A 19,305-nucleotide genomic window follows, 5' to 3' on the forward strand; every position below is an offset into this window, starting at 1 on the left:
CGCGAAGCGTGCGCGTCCCGAGCATACGGCGCACCGTTAGGACTGAGAAGACGCAGTATCAGCGGCGCCCGCGTAGTCGTTGGTCACGAGTGTCGTCGCATCCACCGACCCCTCAAGCTCCCCGAGAGAATCGAGGAAGGTGACCATCTGCGCCCAGGTAGCCAGGTCTTGCGCCCCCGTTGCAGTCCCGGTGTCGCCCAGCCAGAGAGGAACCGTTGCGGCAAGAACAGCGTTCGCCGCGGACAACGTCGCCTCGTCGGTCAACGAGGTATCCCACTGCTTCGTCGCGTCGAGGGCGATCTGGGGGGCCGCAGCGATATCGTTCATGGCCTTGGTCGTGGCCGCGACAACTGCGCGCGCCTGTTCCGGGTGCTCCTGCGCCCACTTGTGAGTGGTGATAAAGGACGCGCTTACCAGCGGTGTCGATGTGGGGTTCAGCGTGATTTCGCGGATCTGAAGGCCGGCCAGTCGCATCTGCACGGCGTCGTTGTTGGTAAAACCGACGACTGCGTCGACCTGACCAGACGCGAGTGCAGCCTGCTGCGTGTATCCGATCGGAGAGATCGTCACGTCCGACTCGCTAAGACCAGCTTCCTGCATGGCGGCGCGCGTCGCATAGTAGTTCGCACCGTGCTCACCCGGAATGCCCACCGTCTTGCCCTTGAGGTCAGCAAGAGAGTGGATGTCGGAACTCTCTGGAACGATCACTGCGCCTGGGTAGGAGGCGTAATACTGGCCAATCGACACGATATCGAGGCCCTGCGAGGCAGCGACCGCCGCCTCGTCTCCCGACGCGATGACGACATCCTCCTCACCTGCCAGAAGCGCCGTAAAAAAGCCCTCGTGCGACCCGTGGTGCCGAATTGTTGGGACGATACCGTTATCCGTGTACGTTCCCTGCGCGTCCGCAACGTAAACGGGCGAGAACTGAATGTTGGGGATGTACGTCAGGCCGATCGTGACCTCCGAATTGCCGTCCGTTCCCGACTGAGCGGCCTTGTCTCCCGACGTGCACGCCGCCAGGACCAACGAAGCGCATGCGCCGACGACTGCGGCGCGAACGATTGTGGAAAGCTTCAAGAGATTCTCCTTCACTGCGTGATCTCATAACGCTTCGACCGCTCGATCCTGTACACGATCGTGTAGAGAAGAGTCGCCATCGTGCACAAAATGATAATGATGACGAACATTCCGGCGGTGTCCACGTTGTTTCTCATCTGAGTGAGTACCTGCCCGAGCCCGGAGCCACCCATCACCATCTCCCCCACGACTGCGCCCGTCACCGACAGGGCGAACCCGTTACGCAGGCCGCCCAAAATCGCGGGAGCGGCCAGCGGGAGCTCCATGTAGAGTGCCATCGTCCATCCCGTCGCCCCGTCCAATGCAGCAGCTTCGAGAAGCTCGCGGTCAATATGGCGCAAGCCGACGACCGTCGAGACAAGAATCGGAAAGAACACCATCAGGGCGCACAGGACGACGATGGATATGAATCCGTAGCCAACCCACAGCACAAGAATTGGTGCAATAGCGATTGCTGGCAATGCTTGGGTTGCCCCGAGAAAGGGCTCTACCGCAGCAGCCAAAATACGCGACCGGTAGATTACATACGCGGACGGCAACGCGACGACCGAGCCGAGCAGACACCCAGCGACGGCCTCGACACCCGTCACCTGGACCTTGTGCCAGGTTGACGGAAGCGCCAGGATCACCGATCCCTTGGAGATGACGGACATGGGGTTAGGTAGGCGCCAGGCCTCGATGCCGGTCAGCGTGGTCGACAGCCACCACCCCGCCAACAGCACGGCGAGGAAAATGATCGGTGCCGCGACGGTGAGCGCACCGCGAGGCTTGTTCCGAAGTGCCACGACTTACTTTCCGACACCGGGGGTACGCGCAGCACAGCAGACGCACGGATGCGCCTCATGCACTCCTCCCATCCGGACTTTAACCGTCGGTGCCGGAATTTCACCGGCTCAACCGCCCTCGTTCTGTGAGGGCGGGTCGCGGACTATCACCGCCGGTTCGGACTTTCACCGACCCCGGAGTACTCATCTGCCATTGTGCCATCGTCCGGCACGCACCGCGAGGCGTATCCGCCATAAAAGAAAGTCGACGGCCGAAAAGGGAGAAGTTCCCCGTCGGCCGCCGATGAGAAATAGGTCAGTGCGCGTGCGTATGAGCGTTTGCAAGCTCACGCAGTGCTTCGACCTCGCGGTGCGCGTCTTCCGCCCGGAAGACCGCGGAACCCGCGACGAAGTTATCCGCACCGGCCTCGGCGGCCCGCTCGATCGTGGTACGCGAAATGCCTCCGTCGACCTGGATTGACACCTGCAGTCCGGCAGCATCGATAGCGGCGCGAGTACGCTCGATCTTGGGAATCATCTGCTCGATGAAGGACTGGCCACCGAATCCGGGCTCGACGGTCATGATGAGAATCATGTCGAACTCGTTGAGGATATCCACGAAAGGAGCGATGTCCGTTGCGGGCTTGAGAGCCAGGCCAGCGCGCGCTCCGATTCGGTGCAGCTCGCGAGCAAGACGCAGCGGAGCGGCCGCAGCCTCCGCGTGGAAGGTGACGGACTCGCAGCCGACCTCCGCGTACTGCGGGGCCCAGCGATCCGGGTCCTCGATCATGAGGTGCGCGTCGACCGGCAGAATGCCTGACTTGACGACAGCTTCCGCGACGGGAAGGCCCCACGAGAGATTCGGAACGAAGTGGTTGTCCATGACGTCGACGTGAGCGATATCCGCACCAGAGATCTTGGTCAGCTCGCCGCGCAGGTCGGCGATGTCGCAGTTGAGGATCGACGGGCTAATTGTGGCGTTCATAACGCATATGCTAGCGCTTGCGTAGGCAGGCCACAAACATAAGATCCGTACCGAAACGGTGGTCCCACAGCTGTAGCGTGCGCCCCGTATGGCCGGCGATGACTCCGGCCGAGGCGGGCACATCAAGCGCCTCGGGCGCACACTCGTTCGCGAGTGCGACGGTGTCGAGTAGCTCGACACCACCAGCGTCGAGCAGACGCTCCACCTGTTCACGAGTCTCGGCCGCGTGCGGCGAACACGTGATGTAGGTGAGCACCCCCCCGGTGCGCGTCAGGGCGACGGCGCGGTCGAGTAGCTCGCGCTGGAGAACAGTCAGCTCCTCGACATCCTCGGGCTTGCGGTTCCAGCGCGATTCCGGGCGCCGACGCATCGAGCCCATGCCCGAGCAGGGCGCATCGACGACGACGCGGTCGAAAGAGGCGAGCGGCCACGCACTCCGTCCCCCGCCGAAGGTGCGACCGTCGCCGCTGACAACCTCGATGGAGTCAAACTGTCGGGTCGTTCGTTCGACGAGGCGGGCGCGGTGGGGGTGCACCTCGTTAGCGGTGACTCGCGCGCCCACGCGCGCTGCAAGACCGGCCAACAGGGCGGCTTTCCCACCGGGACCGGCACACAGGTCGAGCCAACACTCGTCGGCTCCCCCCTCAACGGGTGCGGATGCTGCGATGAGAGCGGCGAGCTGCGAACCCTCGTCCTGTGCCCCCGCACGTCCGTCGCGGATCGACGGCAGTCGTGCGGGGTCACCGGATTCGAGGAGGACCGCGACGGGTGAGACGGCACCGAGCGCGACGCGCGTGTCGAGAATGTCCTCGGCCTCGTCGGCCAGCTCGTCCACACTCATCAGGGACGGACGCGCGACCAGGGTGACCGTGGGAACCTCGTTATCGGCCTCAAGGACGTCGAGCAGCTCCTCCTGCGGGTACCCGTGTGCCGTCAGGGCATCACGGAACGCCGCGACCATCCAGGAAGGGTGCGAGTAACGCACGCCGAGGGCTTCATCGGCGTCCTCGATGGCGTCCATGTCAGTCTCGCGCTCGGACGGATCCTCGCGTGTGATTGAACGCAGGACAGCGTTGACGAAGCGAACGGGGCCGTCCGTGAGGTGCTCGCGGGCGACATCGACCGTCGCAGACACAGCGGCATGGTCGGGTACACGCATGTCGAGAAGCTGGTGCGCACCCATCCGCAAAACGACGAGCGCGCGCGGATCGAGATCAGCTAGGGGACGATCAATGTGACGCGCGATCACCCAGTCAAGTCGTCCGATCGCGCGCAGCGTGCCATGAACGAGCTCTGAGGTGAAAGCAGCATCGCGATCGGAGAAATGGCCGTCGCGGCGTGCCTGACGCAGCGCCTTGGGCAAGATGATGTTCGCGAAAGCGCCCTGCGTGGCGACCTCGTGGAGAACCTCGTAGGCGATGCGGCGAGGCTCATCGGCCTTGCGCAGCTTGCGGTATCCGTCTGCGTAGCGACGTTCGCTCATCGTCAGTCCTCCGCCTCTCCGCCGAGACGCAACTCGTCCGAAGGACGCGCTCCCCTGGCCCAGGCGGCACCGTCCATCCAAGACTTACCGGCAGGCGCGACCTGGCCGAGCACGAGCGCGCCGCTCGCGCATCCGACCGTCACCTGTTTCTTCGTGACCTCAAGCTGGCCGGGTGCGAGATCGTCGCGATCAACCGGGGTTGCCACCCCGAGCTTCATGCGGCCTCCGCCCGGCAACACCGTGTAGGCACCGGGATTCGGGGTGACGGATCGAATGATGCGATCCTCATGTGTGGCATCGTGGGTGAACGACACGTAGCCGTCGATATGTTCGAGACGACGCGCATGCGACACGCCCTCAGGGGCCTGAGCGACCGCGAACGCGCTGTCATCGGCGAGCGCATCCACGACGCCGAGCACCTGGTGCGCTCCGGCCTCGGCCATCGACGTGAGCAGATCGCCCGCGCTCTCGTGGCCAATCGGAACCGCGACGCGCGAGTAGATGTCACCCGTATCCAGGCCTTCCTCGAGCTTGAACACGCACGACGCCGTCGCCTCGTCCCCCTCGCGAATCGCCCACTGGACGGGGGCGGCACCACGCCACCTCGGTAGGTCCGAAAAGTGCAGATTCACCCAGCCGCGGCTGGGCATGGCGAGCACGTCTGGCGGCACGAGGCCACCGTAAGCAACAACCACGCCGAGATCTGCCTTGACATCGTCGATGCGCTGCGCGCTCTCGGGGGTCTTGAGGGTCGTAGTCTCCAGGAGCTCCACGCCGGCCTCCGCTGCTACTTCCGCCACTGGGGACGGGTACATGGTCTTTCCGCGACCGCGCCGGGCGGGCGGACGCGTGATAACGAGAGCGACCTCGTGAGATGACGACAGTAGGGCGCGCAGTGTAGGAACTGCGGCCTCGGGGGTACCAGCAAAAATAATGCGCACGGCCGCCAGTTTACGGCACTGGGCTGACGCTGACTCAGAAGAGCTCGGGTGGGTTCACGCTCATTTTGACCAGCGGAACCTTGCGAGCGCTGCGGGAACGCCGAATGTCGGCCAGAACCGCGAGCATCGAGGACGCTCCCGCCAGCGGCGTTCTCACGAGCGTGCGCACCTCGTTCTCTTCTCCCTCGCGTGTTGCCGGTCGCACGACGGTGCCCACCAGCTCCGCGCCGCCTTCCCGCATGACCTGTTCGGCGACTTGACGCACCTGCGCAGCGGGTCCGTCGAGGGCGACCATCGTCGTCGCCGGGAAAAAACCGAGGGCTTCGCGCTCGTCGAGAAGACGATCGGCGTAGTCGGTCAGAGACCACCGCACGAGCGCCTGACCGAGCGCCTCGGGAATCGTCCCCACGACGAGGCTGGGGCGGCCCGGGCGAACGAGGGATAGCGCGTTGATCCATCGCCTCGCGGCCTCCTCGGGTGCCCACAGTTCGGCTCGCCCGGCAAGCGCGTGAGCGTCGAGAATGATCCCGGCGGCGTAGCCGCCGTCGACGCTCGGCTCCGCACCAGAGGTAGCCACGACGACCGTTGGACGCGACGGCAGTTGGCGGCTAATCCTGTGGGCCGCCGAAGACTCCAGGACCGAGGCATCCGGAAGGTTGCGCGCGATCTCCTCAGCGGTGCGTGTGGAGCCAACGCGGGCGGCGCGGAGCTCGGTGCCGCTGCAGTGCGGGCATCGCCATGTCTGTGTCGCGCGCGCACACCACGTGCAGGTCACCTCTCCCCCACCGCCTGCGGCGAGAGGTCCGGAGCAATGACGACAGCGAGCGCGCTCCCCGCAGCGACGACACACGACCGTGGGCCAATATCCTGAGGCCGCGACCTGGATGAGCACAGGTCCTTCGCGCAGCCCCTGGCGGATCATCCGCAACGCCGCCTGGGGAATGCGCATGTGGCCGCTGGCTCCCTCACGCTCTGCTTCCGTCGCTCCGTGCATATGCACGCGAGGAGTTGCGTCGCGCAGCGCACTGGGCGAAGGATCAAGACTCGCCGCCCATCCGGAACGGACGAGAGCCTGTGCCTTCACCGACCGCGCGTACGACGCAACGAGAAGACCGGCCCCCTCGACCGCACACCGCTGGACGGCCACGTCAAGAACGTCGCAGCGGGGGAACCTACGCTCGCGCAGGCGGTCATCGCCGTCATCACATATCACGATGAGGCCGAGCTTCGCGCACGGGACCCACACGGCCGAACGCGTCCCGACGACGATCGGAACGTGCCCCAAAGTCGCGGCAGCGTGCACGCGGTAACGTTCCTCGGGTGTTGCTTCGCCGCCTGTGAGAGCGACGGAAACACCGAGGTCCTCTTCGAGCACGCGCGCGATCTGCGCGGCCTCCTCGCCGGTTGCGGCGACGATAATAACGCTACGACCAGACGACACGGTCGCAGCGACGGCGTCGGTCACGCATCCATGCATCGAAGGACGCAGTGCGGTTGTGACCGCGCGCGGCGATTCTCCTGCGGACAGTCGGTTCAGTAGAGCCTGCCCGGCGGCGTACGAGCCCCAGTGTCGTGAGTGGGACGGAGTATCGAGCGAGGGCCAGGACGGCGCTTCCTGCTCCAGCACCTGCCGTTCTCCTCGGGCGTGCCGGGGAGGAATCGCAAGAGAAAGAACCTGGGATGTTGTGGCGAGAAAACGTGTGGCGATGCGGCGAGCAGTCTCGTACAGAGCGGGTGTGAGCACCGGAATTGAGGAGACAACGGACTCAATGTGGGCGGTCTCGTCGAGTACGTCGCGGCGCGTGCGTTCAACAATCCATCCGTCGACTCGTGCGCCAGAAAAGCGCACGCGAACCAGGTGCCCAACCAAGGCCTCGTCGATAAGGTTGTCTGGGACGACGTAGTCGAGTGGCCGATCCATGTGTGGTAGGTCGACATCCACGAGCACACGTGCGATCTGCGCGCTGCGCGAACGCGGCGGATCGAAACCGTCAAGCATGCCCTGTTGGGAAGTCATGATCCTAGTGAATCACGGTGCGTCGCCATCTGCGTCGCGTTCTCAGCCGAGAAGCTTCAGGCCGTACTTCGCGATCACCATGGCCAAGACGACAAAGACGATAAGGCCCCACAGGGCCCAGTCGAGCCCCTGTGCGACGCTTCGACGAAGGATGGCGGGCACAGGAATCACGCCGTCACGAATATTGATGCGGGTAATACCCCCAAACACGAGCGTCGTCGTGAGCGTGATAAGCAAACACCACGGGCATAGAACCTGAATAATGAAATAGGACTGCCCAAAGAGCCAGAACGCGAAGAACAAAGCGATCGTGTACAGGAGGTTCGTGCCCAGCATGTACCAACGCGGAAACCTCACACCCGCGAATATCGCAACGGATATCGCGAGAACGACGGCCTCGAAAAAGATGCCGAGGAAGGCGTTGGGAAAGCCGAGGATACGGGCCTGCCACGTCTGCGCGACCGCTGAACACGACAGCACGGAGGAAATATCGCAGCCGAAGCGGGCCGATGAATCCGCGGCGAGTTGCCACGCCTCGATCGACAGCACGAAAGACGTGACGAGGCCGATGAGACCGGAAACGATCATCTCCAGGCTCGTGCGCCTGCGCCACGCGCGGCGCGCCGACTCAGTCTCGTACGCGGGTAGGAACTCCTCAGTGTCCACAGCCTCGCTCATGCGAGCGCAGCCTTGAGCTGTTCGATGCGGTTGGTTTCCTCCCACGGGAACTGGTCGCGACCGAAATGGCCGTAGGCAGCTGTTTCGCGGTAGATCGGACGCAGCAGGTCGAGGTCCTCGATCATTCCAAGTGGACGCAGGTCGAAGACCTCGCGGATGGCATCCGCAATACACTCCTCGGGGACGCGTGCCGTGCCGAAGGTGTCGACGTAGAGGCCAATCGGACGGGCGCGCCCAATCGCGTAGGCGAGCTGAATCTCGCAACGCTGGGCGATGTCGGCGGCGACGACGTTCTTGGCGACCCAGCGGGCGGCGTACGTCGCGGAGCGGTCAACCTTCGACGGGTCCTTCCCGGAGAAGGCACCGCCGCCATGGCGGGCCATGCCACCGTATGTGTCGACGATGATCTTGCGTCCGGTCAGCCCGGCGTCCGCCGCGGGGCCACCGAGGACGAAGCGACCCGAGGGGTTGATGAGAGTATTCATAGTGCCTGTCGCCAGCTCGAGGCCGGACTCCGCGATGACGGGAGCAATGACGTAGTCGCGCACTGCGTCGGCGATTGCCGCCTGAGAGAGGGCCTCGTCGTGCTGCGTGGACACGACGATCGTGTCGATGCCTACCGGGCGGCCGTTCTCATAGGCGAGGGTCACCTGGGTCTTACCATCGGGACGCAGTCCCTCAACAATGCCCTGCTGACGCACGTCGGTCAGGCGCTTGGCAAGTCGGTGAGCCAGCCAAATGGGGGCAGGCATGAGGTCGGGCGTGTCTGAGGACGCGTAACCAAACATGATGCCCTGATCGCCTGCACCCAGTCGATCACGCGGGTCGCAGCTTGTGGTGCCGCGCACCTCGAGCGCCTCGTCCACGCCGCCGGCGATGTCGGGACTCTGCCCGTCCAGCGACAGCGATATGCCACAGGACGCACCATCGAAGCCAACGCGCGACGAGTCGTATCCGATCGAGAGGATCTCGCGACGCACGATCTCTGGGATCTCGACGTATGCCTCGGTTGTCACCTCACCGGCGATGTGGATCAGACCGGTGGCAGCCATCGTCTCGACGGCGACGCGGGAGCGAGGATCGGCTGCGAGCAGCGCGTCGAGGATCGCATCGGAGATACGGTCACAGACCTTATCGGGGTGACCTTCGGTGACGGACTCGGAAGAAAAAAGCTGTTGACTCACCGCTTTAGACTATCAAGGAATGAGGCCATATGGCCGACAAGACCGGTGGCCACCTCGTCCTTTGAGCCGACGTAACGGCCGACGATGCGCCCGCTTGCATCGAGGAGGCGAATGTCGTTAGGAACATCGCCGAAACCGACGCTTTCACCCACCCTATTGAGGCAAATGAAATCCGCTCCCTTACGCGCAGCCTTGTCTGCACCGTAAGCGAGAATCTCCTCGTCGGTTCCCGTCTCCGCAGCAAAACCAACGACGAGGGGCGGGCGCTGCTCACTGTGCCCGATTTCGGCGAGAATGTCGGGATTACGGATCAGGCGAATCGTCGGCACGTCCTCGTTCGTCGGGTCCTTCTTCATCTTGGATACCGAGGCGACCTCGGGCCGGAAGTCGGCGACGGCGGCCGTCATGACAAGAGCATCGGCGCGTGCAACCGCGGCGATGGTGGCGTCGCGCATCTGTAGGGCACTGCCCACGCGCGTCACCTGCACACCTGCCGGGAGCGCAGAAAGAAGAGCCGACTCAATGTTGGCCGCGATCACCTGAACCGATCCGCCGGCGTGTGCAGCGGCCGAAGCGATCGCGAGGCCCTGCCGCCCCGACGACCGGTTGCCGAGGAAGCGCACCGGATCGATCGGCTCGCGTGTGCCGCCGGCGGTGACGACGAGCCTGCGGCCAGCGAGTGCGCACGAGGCCTGCTGATGCTCGGCCAAGACCGCGAGGGCCTGGCGTGCAATCAGCTCGGGCTCAGGCAGGCGCCCAACGCCACTATCTCCGGAACCGAGCGCTCCTGACGTTGGATCTATGACGTGGACGCCACGCTCGCGAAGCGTGCGTACGTTCGCCTGTGTGGCGGGTGCCAGCCACATGTTGGAGTGCATCGCAGGTGCGACGACCACGGGCGCATCCGATGCAAGCACGGTGAGAGACACCATGTCGTCGGCAAAGCCCGCGGCGAGGTGCGCCAGAGAGTTCGCGGTCGCGGGTACGACGATGATGAGGTCGGCGATGCGAGCGAGTTCAACGTGTTCGGCGCGCCCCTCCCCCGCGATGTCCACGACGACCGGTCTGGACGTGATTCCCTCCCAGGTCGATCGGCCGACGAAATCCAATGACGCCTGCGTCGCAGCGACATACACGTCGTGGCCCGCGCGTTGACACTCGCGGACCACGATGGGTGCTTTGAAGGCTGCGACGCCGCCGGTCACTCCGACGACAATCGTTGCCACGTCAGGCCTCGGGGTTAGCTTCGAGAGACAGGAGGCCTTCGTTGATCTCACGCAGGGAAACCGCCAGGGGCTTCTCGTCGGGCTGCACATCAACAACCGGACCCACGAACTGGATCATGTTCTGCTGAAGCTGCAGGTTGTAGGAGTTGATCTGGCGCGCACGCTTCGCAGCGAAGATAACCAGCGCGTACTTGGAATCGACGTGCTCCAGCAGATCGTCAATGGGCGGGGACGTGATACCCACGGGCTGGGCAACAATTCCGGACATGCGTGTATTCCTCTCAGTGGCGGATTCAGATAGATACTACTCCAGGCCAATGAGCCGAGCCAGCTCATCCACCGCGCGCTCGACATCGTCGTTGATCACAACGTGATCAAACTCGGATGCGGCGTCCAGCTCGACTCGTGCCGTGGCGAGACGACGAGCCTGTTCCTCTGCTCCCTCTGTGCCGCGACCGATAAGGCGGCGTTCAAGCTCCTCCCATGAAGGGGGCGAGAGGAAGATGAACTGCGCGTCGGGCCGTTTGGCCCGCACTTGACGCGCGCCCGCCAGGTCGATCTCCAGGAGGACGGGCGTGCCGGCGTTGAGGGCTTCGTCGACGGGGCCACGCGGCGTGCCGTACTTGTTGTTGCCATGAACAAGCGCCCACTCCAACATGTCTCCCCTTTCGATCATTGCATCGAAGTCTTGGGGGGAAACGAAGTAGTAGTGGACGCCGTTCAGTTCACCGGGCCGAGGATCGCGAGTCGTTGCCGAAACCGACACCTTCAGTGTCGGGTAGCGCTTGGTCAGGGCAGTGACAACGGTTCCCTTTCCCACAGCTGTGGGGCCAGCAAGGACAGTCAGTTGAGCCTTAGTCATGACTCCAGTGTGCCACGCTGAGCGCCGTCAGCCGAAACGCTCGACGAGTGCCTTGCGCTGGACGGGGCCAAGGCCGCGTACACGCCTGCTCTGGGCGATCTTGTACTCGTCCATCAGGACGGCAGCCGTGTTCGTGCCGACGCGCGGCAGCGACTCCAGCAGCGAAACGACCTTCATCTTCGCCACCGCCTCGTCGGAGTCGGCGAGTTCCAAAACCTCCGACAGGTTCATCGAGCGCACCTTCAGGGCGTTCTTCACTTCGGCTCGACGCCGACGTGCCTGAGTTGCCTTCTCGAGGGCCTGTGCCCTCTGTTCCGGCGTGAGATCAGGTAGTGCCATTCTGATCATCTCCTCCGTTGGGATCTTCGGTAAATAAACTATGTCACCTTTCCCAGCACTAGTGCTAGACCAAAACGCTGATTCTTGTGTAACACAGCAGGCTATTGCAGTGAATCGACCGTCGCACGGTAGGCGTCTCGCAGGCCCTTAACGCTCGGCCCAGAACGCAGAATTGCCCGGGACGATGACGCAAGAACTGCGTCCTGCGCTCCTGCGAAAACCTCCCTGACCTGCGCTGGGCCAGCGCCCTGCGCACCTACTCCTGGAGCCAAAAATGCGCCATTGAGGGAGGCGAGATCGATGCCCAAACGCTTGACGGCGTCGCCCACGGTGGCACCAACGACGATGCCCACAGGGCCGAGGTGCTGTTGCTCACACCGCCTGTTGAAGTCCGCCAGTTGGGACACAATGTGTCCCGCGACGCTCATTCCATCCTCACCGCGAGCATGCTGAACAGAGGCCCCCTCGGGATTCGACGTCAGAGCGAGGACGAATACTCCCCTGCCCGTGTCGCGCGCCAGCTCGAGCGCCGGCATGAGTGAGCGAACGCCGAGATATGGAGAAAGTGTCACGGCGTCGCCGGCGAGTGGCGACGAATCCGAGAGGAAAGCGTGCGCATAACCGTCCATTGTCGAGCCGATGTCACCACGTTTCGCGTCGACGATACACAGCGAGCCGACTTCGCGGCACACCGCTATAACCTCTTCGAGAACGGCAACGCCGCGAGACCCGTGCCGCTCAAAGAATGCGGCCTGAGGCTTGAAAGCACCGACCCGACCGCCGAGGGCCTCGATGACGCGAAGGGAAAACTCTCGCACACCGTTCGCGTCGTCGTCAAGTCCCCATTCGTGCAGAAGCCCAGCGTGCGGATCGATGCCCACGCAGACTGGACCATGGGCTCGCATCGCCGCGTAGATGCGGTCGCCGAAGCAGACGCGGGAGGTGGCGGCAGGCGTAGCAATGTTCATCGGGTCTCCTCCGATCTGTCGGCGTCCCATTCCTGGAGGGAACGCACGGAATAGGCTCCGCGCATACGAACCTCGATGGCCTGCACCATCGCGTTGAAAGCCTGAAGGGTGGTAACAGCCGGGCGGTCCTGCGAGGCGGCAGCCGCGCGAATCTGGTAGCCATCGTTACGCGGGGCACTACGCTGAGGCGTGTTCACGACCATGTCGATCGCACCCTCGTTAATGAGGTCGACGACCGTCGGCTCTCCCCCATCTCCACGTCCCTCGGAAGACTTGCGTACGGCCTCGGCCTCGATGCCATTGCGACGCAGCACGGACGCCGTACCGGAGGTCGCAAGAATCTTGAATCCCATCTCGTGCATACGGGCGGCAGGCAGGACGATGGCGCGCTTGTCAGTGTCCGCGATGGAGATGAAAACCGTACCCGACGTCGGCATGTCGGTCGAGGCCCCGAGCTGCGACTTGGCGAACGCCGTCGGGAAGTCACGGTCGATGCCCATAACCTCGCCGGTCGAGCGCATCTCAGGACCGAGAACAGTGTCGACAATCTCGCCCTTGTCCGTACGGAAGCGTTTGAACGGCAGCACCGCGGCCTTGACAGCGATGGACCCCCCGTCGGTAATTTGGCGGGCGTCGCGAGCGGGCAGCACGTCCTGCTCGCGCAGGGATGCGATCGATTCGCCTACCTGGATGAGCGCGGCAGCCTTCGCAAGCTGCACGCCGGTTGCCTTCGAAGCGAAGGGTACGGTACGCGACGCTCGCGGGTTTGCCTCGATGACATAGAGGGTGTCGGACAGAAGCGCGAACTGAATGTTGATAAGGCCGCGCACGCCGACGCCGCGGGCGATAGCCTCGGTCGAGGCCGTAATGCGCTCGAGCTCACGCGCAGACAGCGTCATGGGAGGCAGCACGCACGAGGAGTCACCCGAGTGGATGCCCGCCTCTTCGATGTGCTCCATGATCGCGCCCATGAACAGCTCTTCGCCGTCGTAGAGGGCATCCACATCGATCTCGATCGCCGCGTCAAGGAAGCGGTCGATGAGCAGCGGACCACGCGAGAACAGCAGCTCGGAGTCGTGGCTCGCGAGGTACTCGCGCAGAGCCGGCTCGTCGTTGATGATCGCCATGCCGCGCCCACCCAGGACAAAGGAAGGACGAACAAGGACTGGGTAGCCGACCTGCTCAGCGACAGCGATGACTTGCTCGGGCGTGTTGGCCGTATCGTGTGCGGGTGCCGGGCACTGCGCGGCCTCGAGAACCTTCCCGAACTCCTCGCGATCCTCGGCCAGGGCGATGGCGCGCGGGCTGGTGCCCAGGATCGGCACGCCGGCGCGCTCGAGGTCGGCAGCCAACGACAGCGGGGTCTGACCGCCGAGCTGGACGATCATGCCCTTGACGGGGCCGACCGCGCACTCGGCTCGATAGATCTCGAGGACGTCCTCAAGGGTGAGGGGCTCGAAGTAGAGTCGATCGGAGATATCGTAGTCCGTCGACACTGTCTCCGGGTTGCAGTTAACCATGATGGTCTCGTAGTGCTCGCGCAGTGACATAGCCGCGTGTACGCACGAGTAGTCAAACTCGATGCCCTGGCCGATGCGATTGGGACCTGCACCCAGGATGATGACGGCCTCGCGTTCGCGCGGACGTACCTCGTTCTCCTGGTCGTACGTCGAGTAGTGATAGGGAGTGCGGGCCGCGAACTCTGCCGCGCAGGTGTCCACCGTCTTGAAGACGGGGCGGATACCGAAGGCGCCGCGCACCTCGCGCACCGTGTCCTCGGACAGGCCTCGCATGGCGGCGATCTGTCGGTCAGAGAACCCGTGGCGCTTAGCCTCGGCCAGCACGTCGCCCGTGAGCGCCTCGGCCTGTTGAATGCGCGTGGCGACCTCGTCGAGGAGGAACATCTGATCGAGGAACCAGGGGTCGATCTTGGTCGACTCGAATAGTTCCTCGAGCGTTGCTCCACCGCGAATTGCCTGCTGGACCTGGACTAGACGGCCCTCCGTACCGACGGCTGCGGCCTCCACGAGCGCTCGAGTCTCATCGGCGGTGGGGGTAGGGCCGTCCCAGTGGAACTGCACACCGCCCTTGTCGATCGAACGCAGCGCCTTTTGCAGGGCTTCCGTGTAGGAGCGTCCGATTGCCATAGCTTCGCCGACGGCTTTCATCGAGGTGGTGAGCGTCGGGTCGGCGGCAGGGAACTTCTCGAAGGTGAATCGCGGAACCTTCACCACGACGTAGTCAAGCGTCGGCTCGAACGAGGCGGGGGTCGAGCCCGTGATGTCGTTCGGAATCTCGTCCAGGGTGTAGCCGGTGGCCAGACGCGCAGCGATCTTGGCGATGGGAAAGCCCGTCGCCTTCGAAGCGAGGGCGGAGGAACGCGACACGCGCGGGTTCATTTCGATGACGATGATGCGGCCGGTTTCGGGGTGGATCGCGAATTGAATATTACAGCCACCCGTATCCACGCCCACCTCGCGGATGACGGCGATGCCGATGTCGCGCAGGCGCTGCATCTCGCGGTCGGTGAGGGTCAGCGCCGGAGCGACCGTGATTGAGTCGCCCGTGTGGACGCCGACCGGATCGACGTTCTCGATCGAACACACCACGACGACGTTGTCCGCCTTGTCGCGCATGAGCTCGAGCTCGTACTCCTTCCAGCCGAGGATCGACTCCTCAAGAAGGACTTCGGTCGTGATGGATGCGGATAGGCCCTGTCCGGCGATGCGCTCGAGATCCTCTGGGGTGTAAGCAAAACCAGAGCCGAGGCCGCCCATCGTGAAAGAGGGACGAACGACGAGGGGGTATCCCAGCTCGGCCGCTGCCGCGTGGCACTCCTCCATCGTGTGGGCGATGAACGAGCGCGCGACCTGGGCACCGGAACGCTCGACGATCTCCTTGAACTCCTCACGGTCCTCACCCGCGTGGATCGCGTCGATCGACGCGCCGATCAGCTCGACGTTGAAGCGCTCCAGAACACCCATTTCGGACAGCGCGACGGCAGTATTCAGGGCCGTCTGGCCGCCGAGCGTGGGCAGAAGGGCATCGGGGCGCTCCTTCTCGATGATCGAGGCCACGACTTCCGGGGTGATCGGCTCGACGTAGGTGGCGTCAGCGATACCCGGGTCGGTCATGATCGTGGCCGGATTGGAATTCACGAGGATGACGCGCAGGCCTTCCTCCTTCAACACGCGGCATGCCTGCGTGCCCGAGTAGTCGAACTCGCACGCCTGCCCGATGACGATGGGGCCCGATCCGATGACGAGGACGGACGACAGATCGTTCCTACGAGGCATCAGTGGGTCTCCTTAGCGTGTGTCATCAGGGAAATAAAGCGATCGAAGAGCAGCTCGCCGTCGTGCGGGCCCGCGGCTGCCTCGGGGTGGTACTGGACGGAGAACGCGGGAATGTCCAGGGCACGCAGGCCCTCAACGACACCATCGTTGAGCCCGACGTGCGAGACCTCGACGCGACCGTATCGACCCGAGTCGAAGGGAGCGACCGAGGGCTGCCCCACCGGGGCATCCACGGCGAAGCCGTGGTTGTGGGCGGTGATCTCGACGCGGCCCGTCGCCACGTCCTTCACGGGCTGGTTGATACCGCGGTGACCGTAGTCCAGCTTGTAGGTGCCGTAGCCGAGCGCACGGCCGAAAAGCTGGTGACCGAAGCAGATGCCGAAGTACGGGATGCCCGCGTCCAGGACGGCACGCAGCACGCCGATTTCTCGGTCGGCAGTCGACGGGTCACCGGGGCCGTTGGAGAAGAACACGCCGTCCGGCTTGAGTGCCTCGATATCGGCGAAGGATGCGCTCGAGGGCACCACGTAGACGCGCACGCCTCGGGCCGCCAGGTGGTAGGGCGTACGCGACTTAATGCCGAGGTCGAGGGCGACGACGCGCGCGATGGGCTCCTTGCCCTCAAATTCGCCAAGAGGCTCAACAACGTAGGTCGCGTCTGTCGATACCTCGGCGGCCAGCGCCTGTCCGCTCATTGCGGGCGACTCGGAGACGATGCGCACGAGGGAGGCCACGGCCTCGTCACCCAGGTACTGCGCGCCCACGGGCAGCGCGTCGCCCGAAAAGATTCCGGCGCGCATGGCTCCGCGTTCGCGGATGTGGCGCGTGATCGCGCGCGTGTCGACGTTCGCGATGCCGACGATGCCCTGGGCGATCAGCTCATCCTCCAGCTCGCGCCGCGAGCGCCAGTTGGAGGCGCGGCGTGCGGCGTCGCGCACGACGAAGCCAGCGACCCAGATGCGCGACGACTCGGGATCCTCGTCGTTGACGCCGGTGTTACCGATGTGCGGTGCCGTCATGACGACAATCTGGCGGTGGTAGGACGGGTCGGTGAGTGTCTCCTGGTAGCCGGTCATGCCGGTCGAGAACACGATCTCGCCGAGCGTGCGTCCGTTCGCGCCCCATGCGCGGCCCTTGAAGACTGTGCCGTCCTCCAGGACGAGCAGTGCGATGTCGGACGTGGTCATCGGTCCTCCTTGGCAACCGGGGTGGCGTCGACGACCGTGGGGACGCCGCCATAGATCGTGTAGCGCACCTGTCCGGGCAGCTCCATGCCGCGGAAGGGGCAGTTCGTGGAGCGAGTCCACTGCTTGGCAGGGTCGACCGTGACGCGCACGGTGGCGTCCACGAGAGTGACGTGTGCGGGGGCACCGACGACGAGGCCCTGGCCCTGCGAGTCCACGCGGCCGATCTGTGCGGGGACGGTCGACATGACGCGGGCGACATCCGCCCAGTCCATGCGGCCCGTGTTCACCATCGTCTCGATGATGATCGGCAGCGCTGTCTCCAGGCCGGTCATGCCGAACGCGCCGGCCTGCCACTCGCAGTCCTTCATCTCGAGCGGATGCGGAGCGTGGTCCGTGCCGATGCAATCGATCGTGCCGTCGGCCAGGCCTTCGCGCACGGCCTCGACGTCCTCGGCCCGGCGCAGCGGCGGGTTCACCTTGTAGAGCGGGTCGTAGGTAGCTGCGAGCTGCTCGGTGAGGAGCAGGTGGTGAGGCGTAGCCTCGGCCGTGATATCCACGCCCTGTGCCTTACCCCAGCGCACGAGGTCAACCGAACCCGCTGTCGACAGGTGACACACGTGCAGGCGCGAGCCGACATGCTTGGCGAGCAGGATATCGCGAGCGATAATCGCCTCTTCGGCGACGGCTGGCCAACCGGCCAGGCCAAGCTCACCGGAGAGAGTTGACTCGTTCATCTGGGCGCCCTCGGTCAGAGCGGGATCCTGGCTGTGCTGGGCGATCACGCCGCCGAAACCCTTGACGTATTCGAGGGCGCGGCGCATGAGGACGGGATCGGACACGCACTTGCCGTCGTCGGAGAAAACGCGGACCTTCGAGCGTGAGCGTGCCATCGAGCCAAGGGAAGCAAGCTGCTTGCCTTCCAGTCCCTTGGTGACAGCGCCGACGGGACGCACCTCGACCCAGTCGGCTTCCTCGCCCAGGCGCAGCACCTGGTCAACGATGGCGGCCGTGTCTTGTGTCGGTGTCGTGTTGGCCATGGCGTGAACGGCCGTGTAGCCGCCGACTGCGGCAGCACGAGTACCGGTAAAGACCGTCTCGGCGTCCTCTCCGCCGGGCTGGCGCAGGTGCGTGTGGATATCGACGAGGCCGGGCAGAGCAATGAGCCCCTCAGCCTCGATCACACGCGGGTCTCGCACAGCGTTGCGAGCATCGGCGCCAATCGCCACGATCGTGCCCCGGGACAGCGCGATCTCGGAGGGCTCCCCGCCGAGCAGCGAGGCACCGGTGATGAGAATGTCGCGGGTCTGTTTAGTCATTGCTGTGTCCTTCCGATGCGAGGAGCAGGTAGAGGGCTGCCATGCGGATGCATACGCCGTTGGAGACCTGTTCAACGATGACAGACTGGTCTGAGTCAGCTGCCTCAGCGCAGATTTCGAGGCCTCGGTTCATCGGGCCGGGATGCATGACGACGGCGCTGGGGGGCAGCGTGGAAAAACGAGCCGGCGTCAGGCCGTATTCTGCGTGGTATGCACCGGGTGACGGGAAGAAGCCACCGCCGGCGCTTGACATGCGCTCGCGCTGGACGCGCAGCATCATCACCGCGTCGGGTCCGTTTCCCAGAGCCTCATCGAAGTTGTAGGAGGTCTCGCAGTTCCAGGTGTCCACGCCGATCGGCAGGAGCGTTGGGGGTGCGACGAGAGTGACTCGGGCTCCCAGGAGGGTCAGAAGATCCACGTTGGAGCGTGCCACGCGCGAGTGCAGGACATCTCCGACGATAACGACGTGCGCCCCGTCAAGGCCGGAGCCCGGGGCGGGATTTCCATCTTCGGCGCGTGAAGGTGCGTAATGGCGCCGCAGGGTCATGGCGTCAAGGAGGGCCTGTGTCGGATGCTGGTGAGTGCCGTCGCCCGCGTTGAGCACCGGCAGATTCATCCAGCCGGCGTGTGCAAGCCGGTGTGCCGCACCCGAAGACGAGTGTCGAACGACGACCGCGTCTGCGCCCATCGCCTCCAGGGTGAGCGCGGTGTCCTTGAGGGACTCGCCCTTGGACACAGAGGAACCGCGCGACTGGAAGTTGATGACGTCGGCGCTCAGGCGCTTTGCGGCTGTCTCAAAGGAGATGCGGGTACGCGTCGAGTCCTCGAAGAAGAGGTTGACGACGGTCTTTCCCTGAAGGGTCGGAAGCTTCTTCACGCCGTGGCGCTGAGTGGCGGCCATCTGCTCCGCCGTGTCGAGGATCAGAATCGCCTCCTCGCGCGTCAAGTCGCGGATCGAAATGAGATGGCTCAGGCTCAT

17 protein-coding genes and 1 riboswitch are annotated in these 19,305 nt (G+C 64.5%); all 17 genes read right to left on the reverse strand.

Annotated features, from left to right (window positions below; translation table 11 throughout):
• Positions 1 to 36: 36 nt before the first annotated feature.
• Positions 37 to 1,080, reverse strand: a complete 1,044-nt coding sequence (locus RDV55_RS10080; protein ID WP_373462876.1) for an ABC transporter substrate-binding protein — start codon at positions 1,078 to 1,080, stop codon at positions 37 to 39.
• An 11-nt stretch (positions 1,081 to 1,091) separates the two neighbouring features.
• Positions 1,092 to 1,865, reverse strand: a complete 774-nt coding sequence (locus tag RDV55_RS10085; protein ID WP_111824245.1) for an ABC transporter permease — start codon at positions 1,863 to 1,865, stop codon at positions 1,092 to 1,094.
• A 56-nt stretch (positions 1,866 to 1,921) separates the two neighbouring features.
• A riboswitch (FMN riboswitch) is annotated at positions 1,922 to 2,051 on the reverse strand.
• A 109-nt stretch (positions 2,052 to 2,160) separates the two neighbouring features.
• Positions 2,161 to 2,829, reverse strand: a complete 669-nt coding sequence (gene rpe, locus RDV55_RS10090) for a ribulose-phosphate 3-epimerase (protein WP_111824244.1) — start codon at positions 2,827 to 2,829, stop codon at positions 2,161 to 2,163.
• Between the two features lie 10 nt (positions 2,830 to 2,839).
• Positions 2,840 to 4,312: a transcription antitermination factor NusB gene (locus RDV55_RS10095; RefSeq protein ID WP_111824243.1), complete on the reverse strand. Its 1,473-nt coding sequence runs from the start codon at positions 4,310 to 4,312 to the stop codon at positions 2,840 to 2,842.
• 2 nt (positions 4,313 to 4,314) lie between these two features.
• A complete protein-coding gene (locus RDV55_RS10100) occupies positions 4,315 to 5,253 on the reverse strand; it encodes a methionyl-tRNA formyltransferase (RefSeq protein ID WP_111824242.1) in 939 nt (312 codons plus the stop codon).
• 34 nt (positions 5,254 to 5,287) lie between these two features.
• Complete coding sequence (locus RDV55_RS10105; protein WP_111824241.1) at positions 5,288 to 7,270, reverse strand: primosomal protein N' family DNA-binding protein; 1,983 nt, start codon at positions 7,268 to 7,270, stop codon at positions 5,288 to 5,290.
• A gap of 42 nt (positions 7,271 to 7,312) precedes the next feature.
• Positions 7,313 to 7,948, reverse strand: coding sequence for a vitamin K epoxide reductase family protein (locus tag RDV55_RS10110; RefSeq protein ID WP_111824240.1), 636 nt, complete (start codon positions 7,946 to 7,948; stop codon positions 7,313 to 7,315).
• Positions 7,945 to 9,132: a methionine adenosyltransferase gene (gene metK, locus RDV55_RS10115; RefSeq protein ID WP_111824239.1), complete on the reverse strand. Its 1,188-nt coding sequence runs from the start codon at positions 9,130 to 9,132 to the stop codon at positions 7,945 to 7,947. Before metK ends, RDV55_RS10110 begins: the two co-directional genes overlap by 4 nt.
• Complete coding sequence (gene coaBC / locus RDV55_RS10120; protein WP_111824238.1) at positions 9,129 to 10,358, reverse strand: bifunctional phosphopantothenoylcysteine decarboxylase/phosphopantothenate--cysteine ligase CoaBC; 1,230 nt, start codon at positions 10,356 to 10,358, stop codon at positions 9,129 to 9,131. Before coaBC ends, metK begins: the two co-directional genes overlap by 4 nt.
• A 1-nt stretch (position 10,359) precedes the next feature.
• A complete protein-coding gene (gene rpoZ, locus RDV55_RS10125; RefSeq protein ID WP_003792400.1) occupies positions 10,360 to 10,626 on the reverse strand; it encodes a DNA-directed RNA polymerase subunit omega in 267 nt (88 codons plus the stop codon).
• Positions 10,627 to 10,662: 36 nt separating this feature from the next.
• Positions 10,663 to 11,220 carry a guanylate kinase gene (gmk, locus tag RDV55_RS10130; protein WP_111824237.1) on the reverse strand — a complete coding sequence of 186 codons (558 nt, stop codon included), beginning with the start codon at positions 11,218 to 11,220 and terminating at the stop codon, positions 10,663 to 10,665.
• 27 nt (positions 11,221 to 11,247) lie between these two features.
• On the reverse strand, positions 11,248 to 11,559 hold the full coding sequence (gene mihF / locus RDV55_RS10135) for an integration host factor, actinobacterial type (RefSeq protein WP_111824236.1): 312 nt from the start codon (positions 11,557 to 11,559) through the stop codon (positions 11,248 to 11,250).
• 101 nt (positions 11,560 to 11,660) lie between these two features.
• Positions 11,661 to 12,527, reverse strand: a complete 867-nt coding sequence (gene pyrF / locus RDV55_RS10140) for an orotidine-5'-phosphate decarboxylase (protein ID WP_111824235.1) — start codon at positions 12,525 to 12,527, stop codon at positions 11,661 to 11,663.
• Complete coding sequence (gene carB / locus RDV55_RS10145; protein ID WP_111824234.1) at positions 12,524 to 15,823, reverse strand: carbamoyl-phosphate synthase large subunit; 3,300 nt, start codon at positions 15,821 to 15,823, stop codon at positions 12,524 to 12,526. Before carB ends, pyrF begins: the two co-directional genes overlap by 4 nt.
• Positions 15,823 to 17,010, reverse strand: a complete 1,188-nt coding sequence (gene carA, locus RDV55_RS10150; protein WP_111824233.1) for a glutamine-hydrolyzing carbamoyl-phosphate synthase small subunit — start codon at positions 17,008 to 17,010, stop codon at positions 15,823 to 15,825. Before carA ends, carB begins: the two co-directional genes overlap by 1 nt.
• Positions 17,007 to 18,326, reverse strand: coding sequence for a dihydroorotase (locus RDV55_RS10155; protein WP_111824232.1), 1,320 nt, complete (start codon positions 18,324 to 18,326; stop codon positions 17,007 to 17,009). The genes carA and RDV55_RS10155 overlap by 4 nt, the downstream gene beginning before the upstream one ends.
• A complete protein-coding gene (locus RDV55_RS10160) occupies positions 18,319 to 19,305 on the reverse strand; it encodes an aspartate carbamoyltransferase catalytic subunit (protein WP_111824231.1) in 987 nt (328 codons plus the stop codon). The genes RDV55_RS10155 and RDV55_RS10160 overlap by 8 nt, the downstream gene beginning before the upstream one ends.

This window comes from Schaalia odontolytica (genome assembly GCF_031191545.1).
GTDB classification, from domain to species: domain Bacteria; phylum Actinomycetota; class Actinomycetes; order Actinomycetales; family Actinomycetaceae; genus Pauljensenia; species Pauljensenia odontolytica.

Excerpts from the sequence above, each read along its gene's own strand:
- rpe (WP_111824244.1), bottom strand. The coding sequence starts at position 2,829 with ATGAACGCCACAATTAGCCCGTCGATCCTCAACTGCGACATCGCCGAC.
- RDV55_RS10095 (WP_111824243.1), bottom strand. The coding sequence starts at position 4,312 with ATGAGCGAACGTCGCTACGCAGACGGATACCGCAAGCTGCGCAAGGCC.
- RDV55_RS10105 (WP_111824241.1), bottom strand. The coding sequence starts at position 7,270 with ATGACTTCCCAACAGGGCATGCTTGACGGTTTCGATCCGCCGCGTTCG.
- RDV55_RS10110 (WP_111824240.1), bottom strand. The coding sequence starts at position 7,948 with ATGAGCGAGGCTGTGGACACTGAGGAGTTCCTACCCGCGTACGAGACT.
- rpoZ (WP_003792400.1), bottom strand. The coding sequence starts at position 10,626 with ATGTCCGGAATTGTTGCCCAGCCCGTGGGTATCACGTCCCCGCCCATT.
- gmk (WP_111824237.1), bottom strand. The coding sequence starts at position 11,220 with ATGACTAAGGCTCAACTGACTGTCCTTGCTGGCCCCACAGCTGTGGGA.
- mihF (WP_111824236.1), bottom strand. The coding sequence starts at position 11,559 with ATGGCACTACCTGATCTCACGCCGGAACAGAGGGCACAGGCCCTCGAG.
- pyrF (WP_111824235.1), bottom strand. The coding sequence starts at position 12,527 with ATGAACATTGCTACGCCTGCCGCCACCTCCCGCGTCTGCTTCGGCGAC.
- carB (WP_111824234.1), bottom strand. The coding sequence starts at position 15,823 with ATGCCTCGTAGGAACGATCTGTCGTCCGTCCTCGTCATCGGATCGGGC.
- carA (WP_111824233.1), bottom strand. The coding sequence starts at position 17,010 with ATGACCACGTCCGACATCGCACTGCTCGTCCTGGAGGACGGCACAGTC.
- RDV55_RS10155 (WP_111824232.1), bottom strand. The coding sequence starts at position 18,326 with ATGACTAAACAGACCCGCGACATTCTCATCACCGGTGCCTCGCTGCTC.
- RDV55_RS10160 (WP_111824231.1), bottom strand. The coding sequence starts at position 19,305 with ATGAGCCTGAGCCATCTCATTTCGATCCGCGACTTGACGCGCGAGGAG.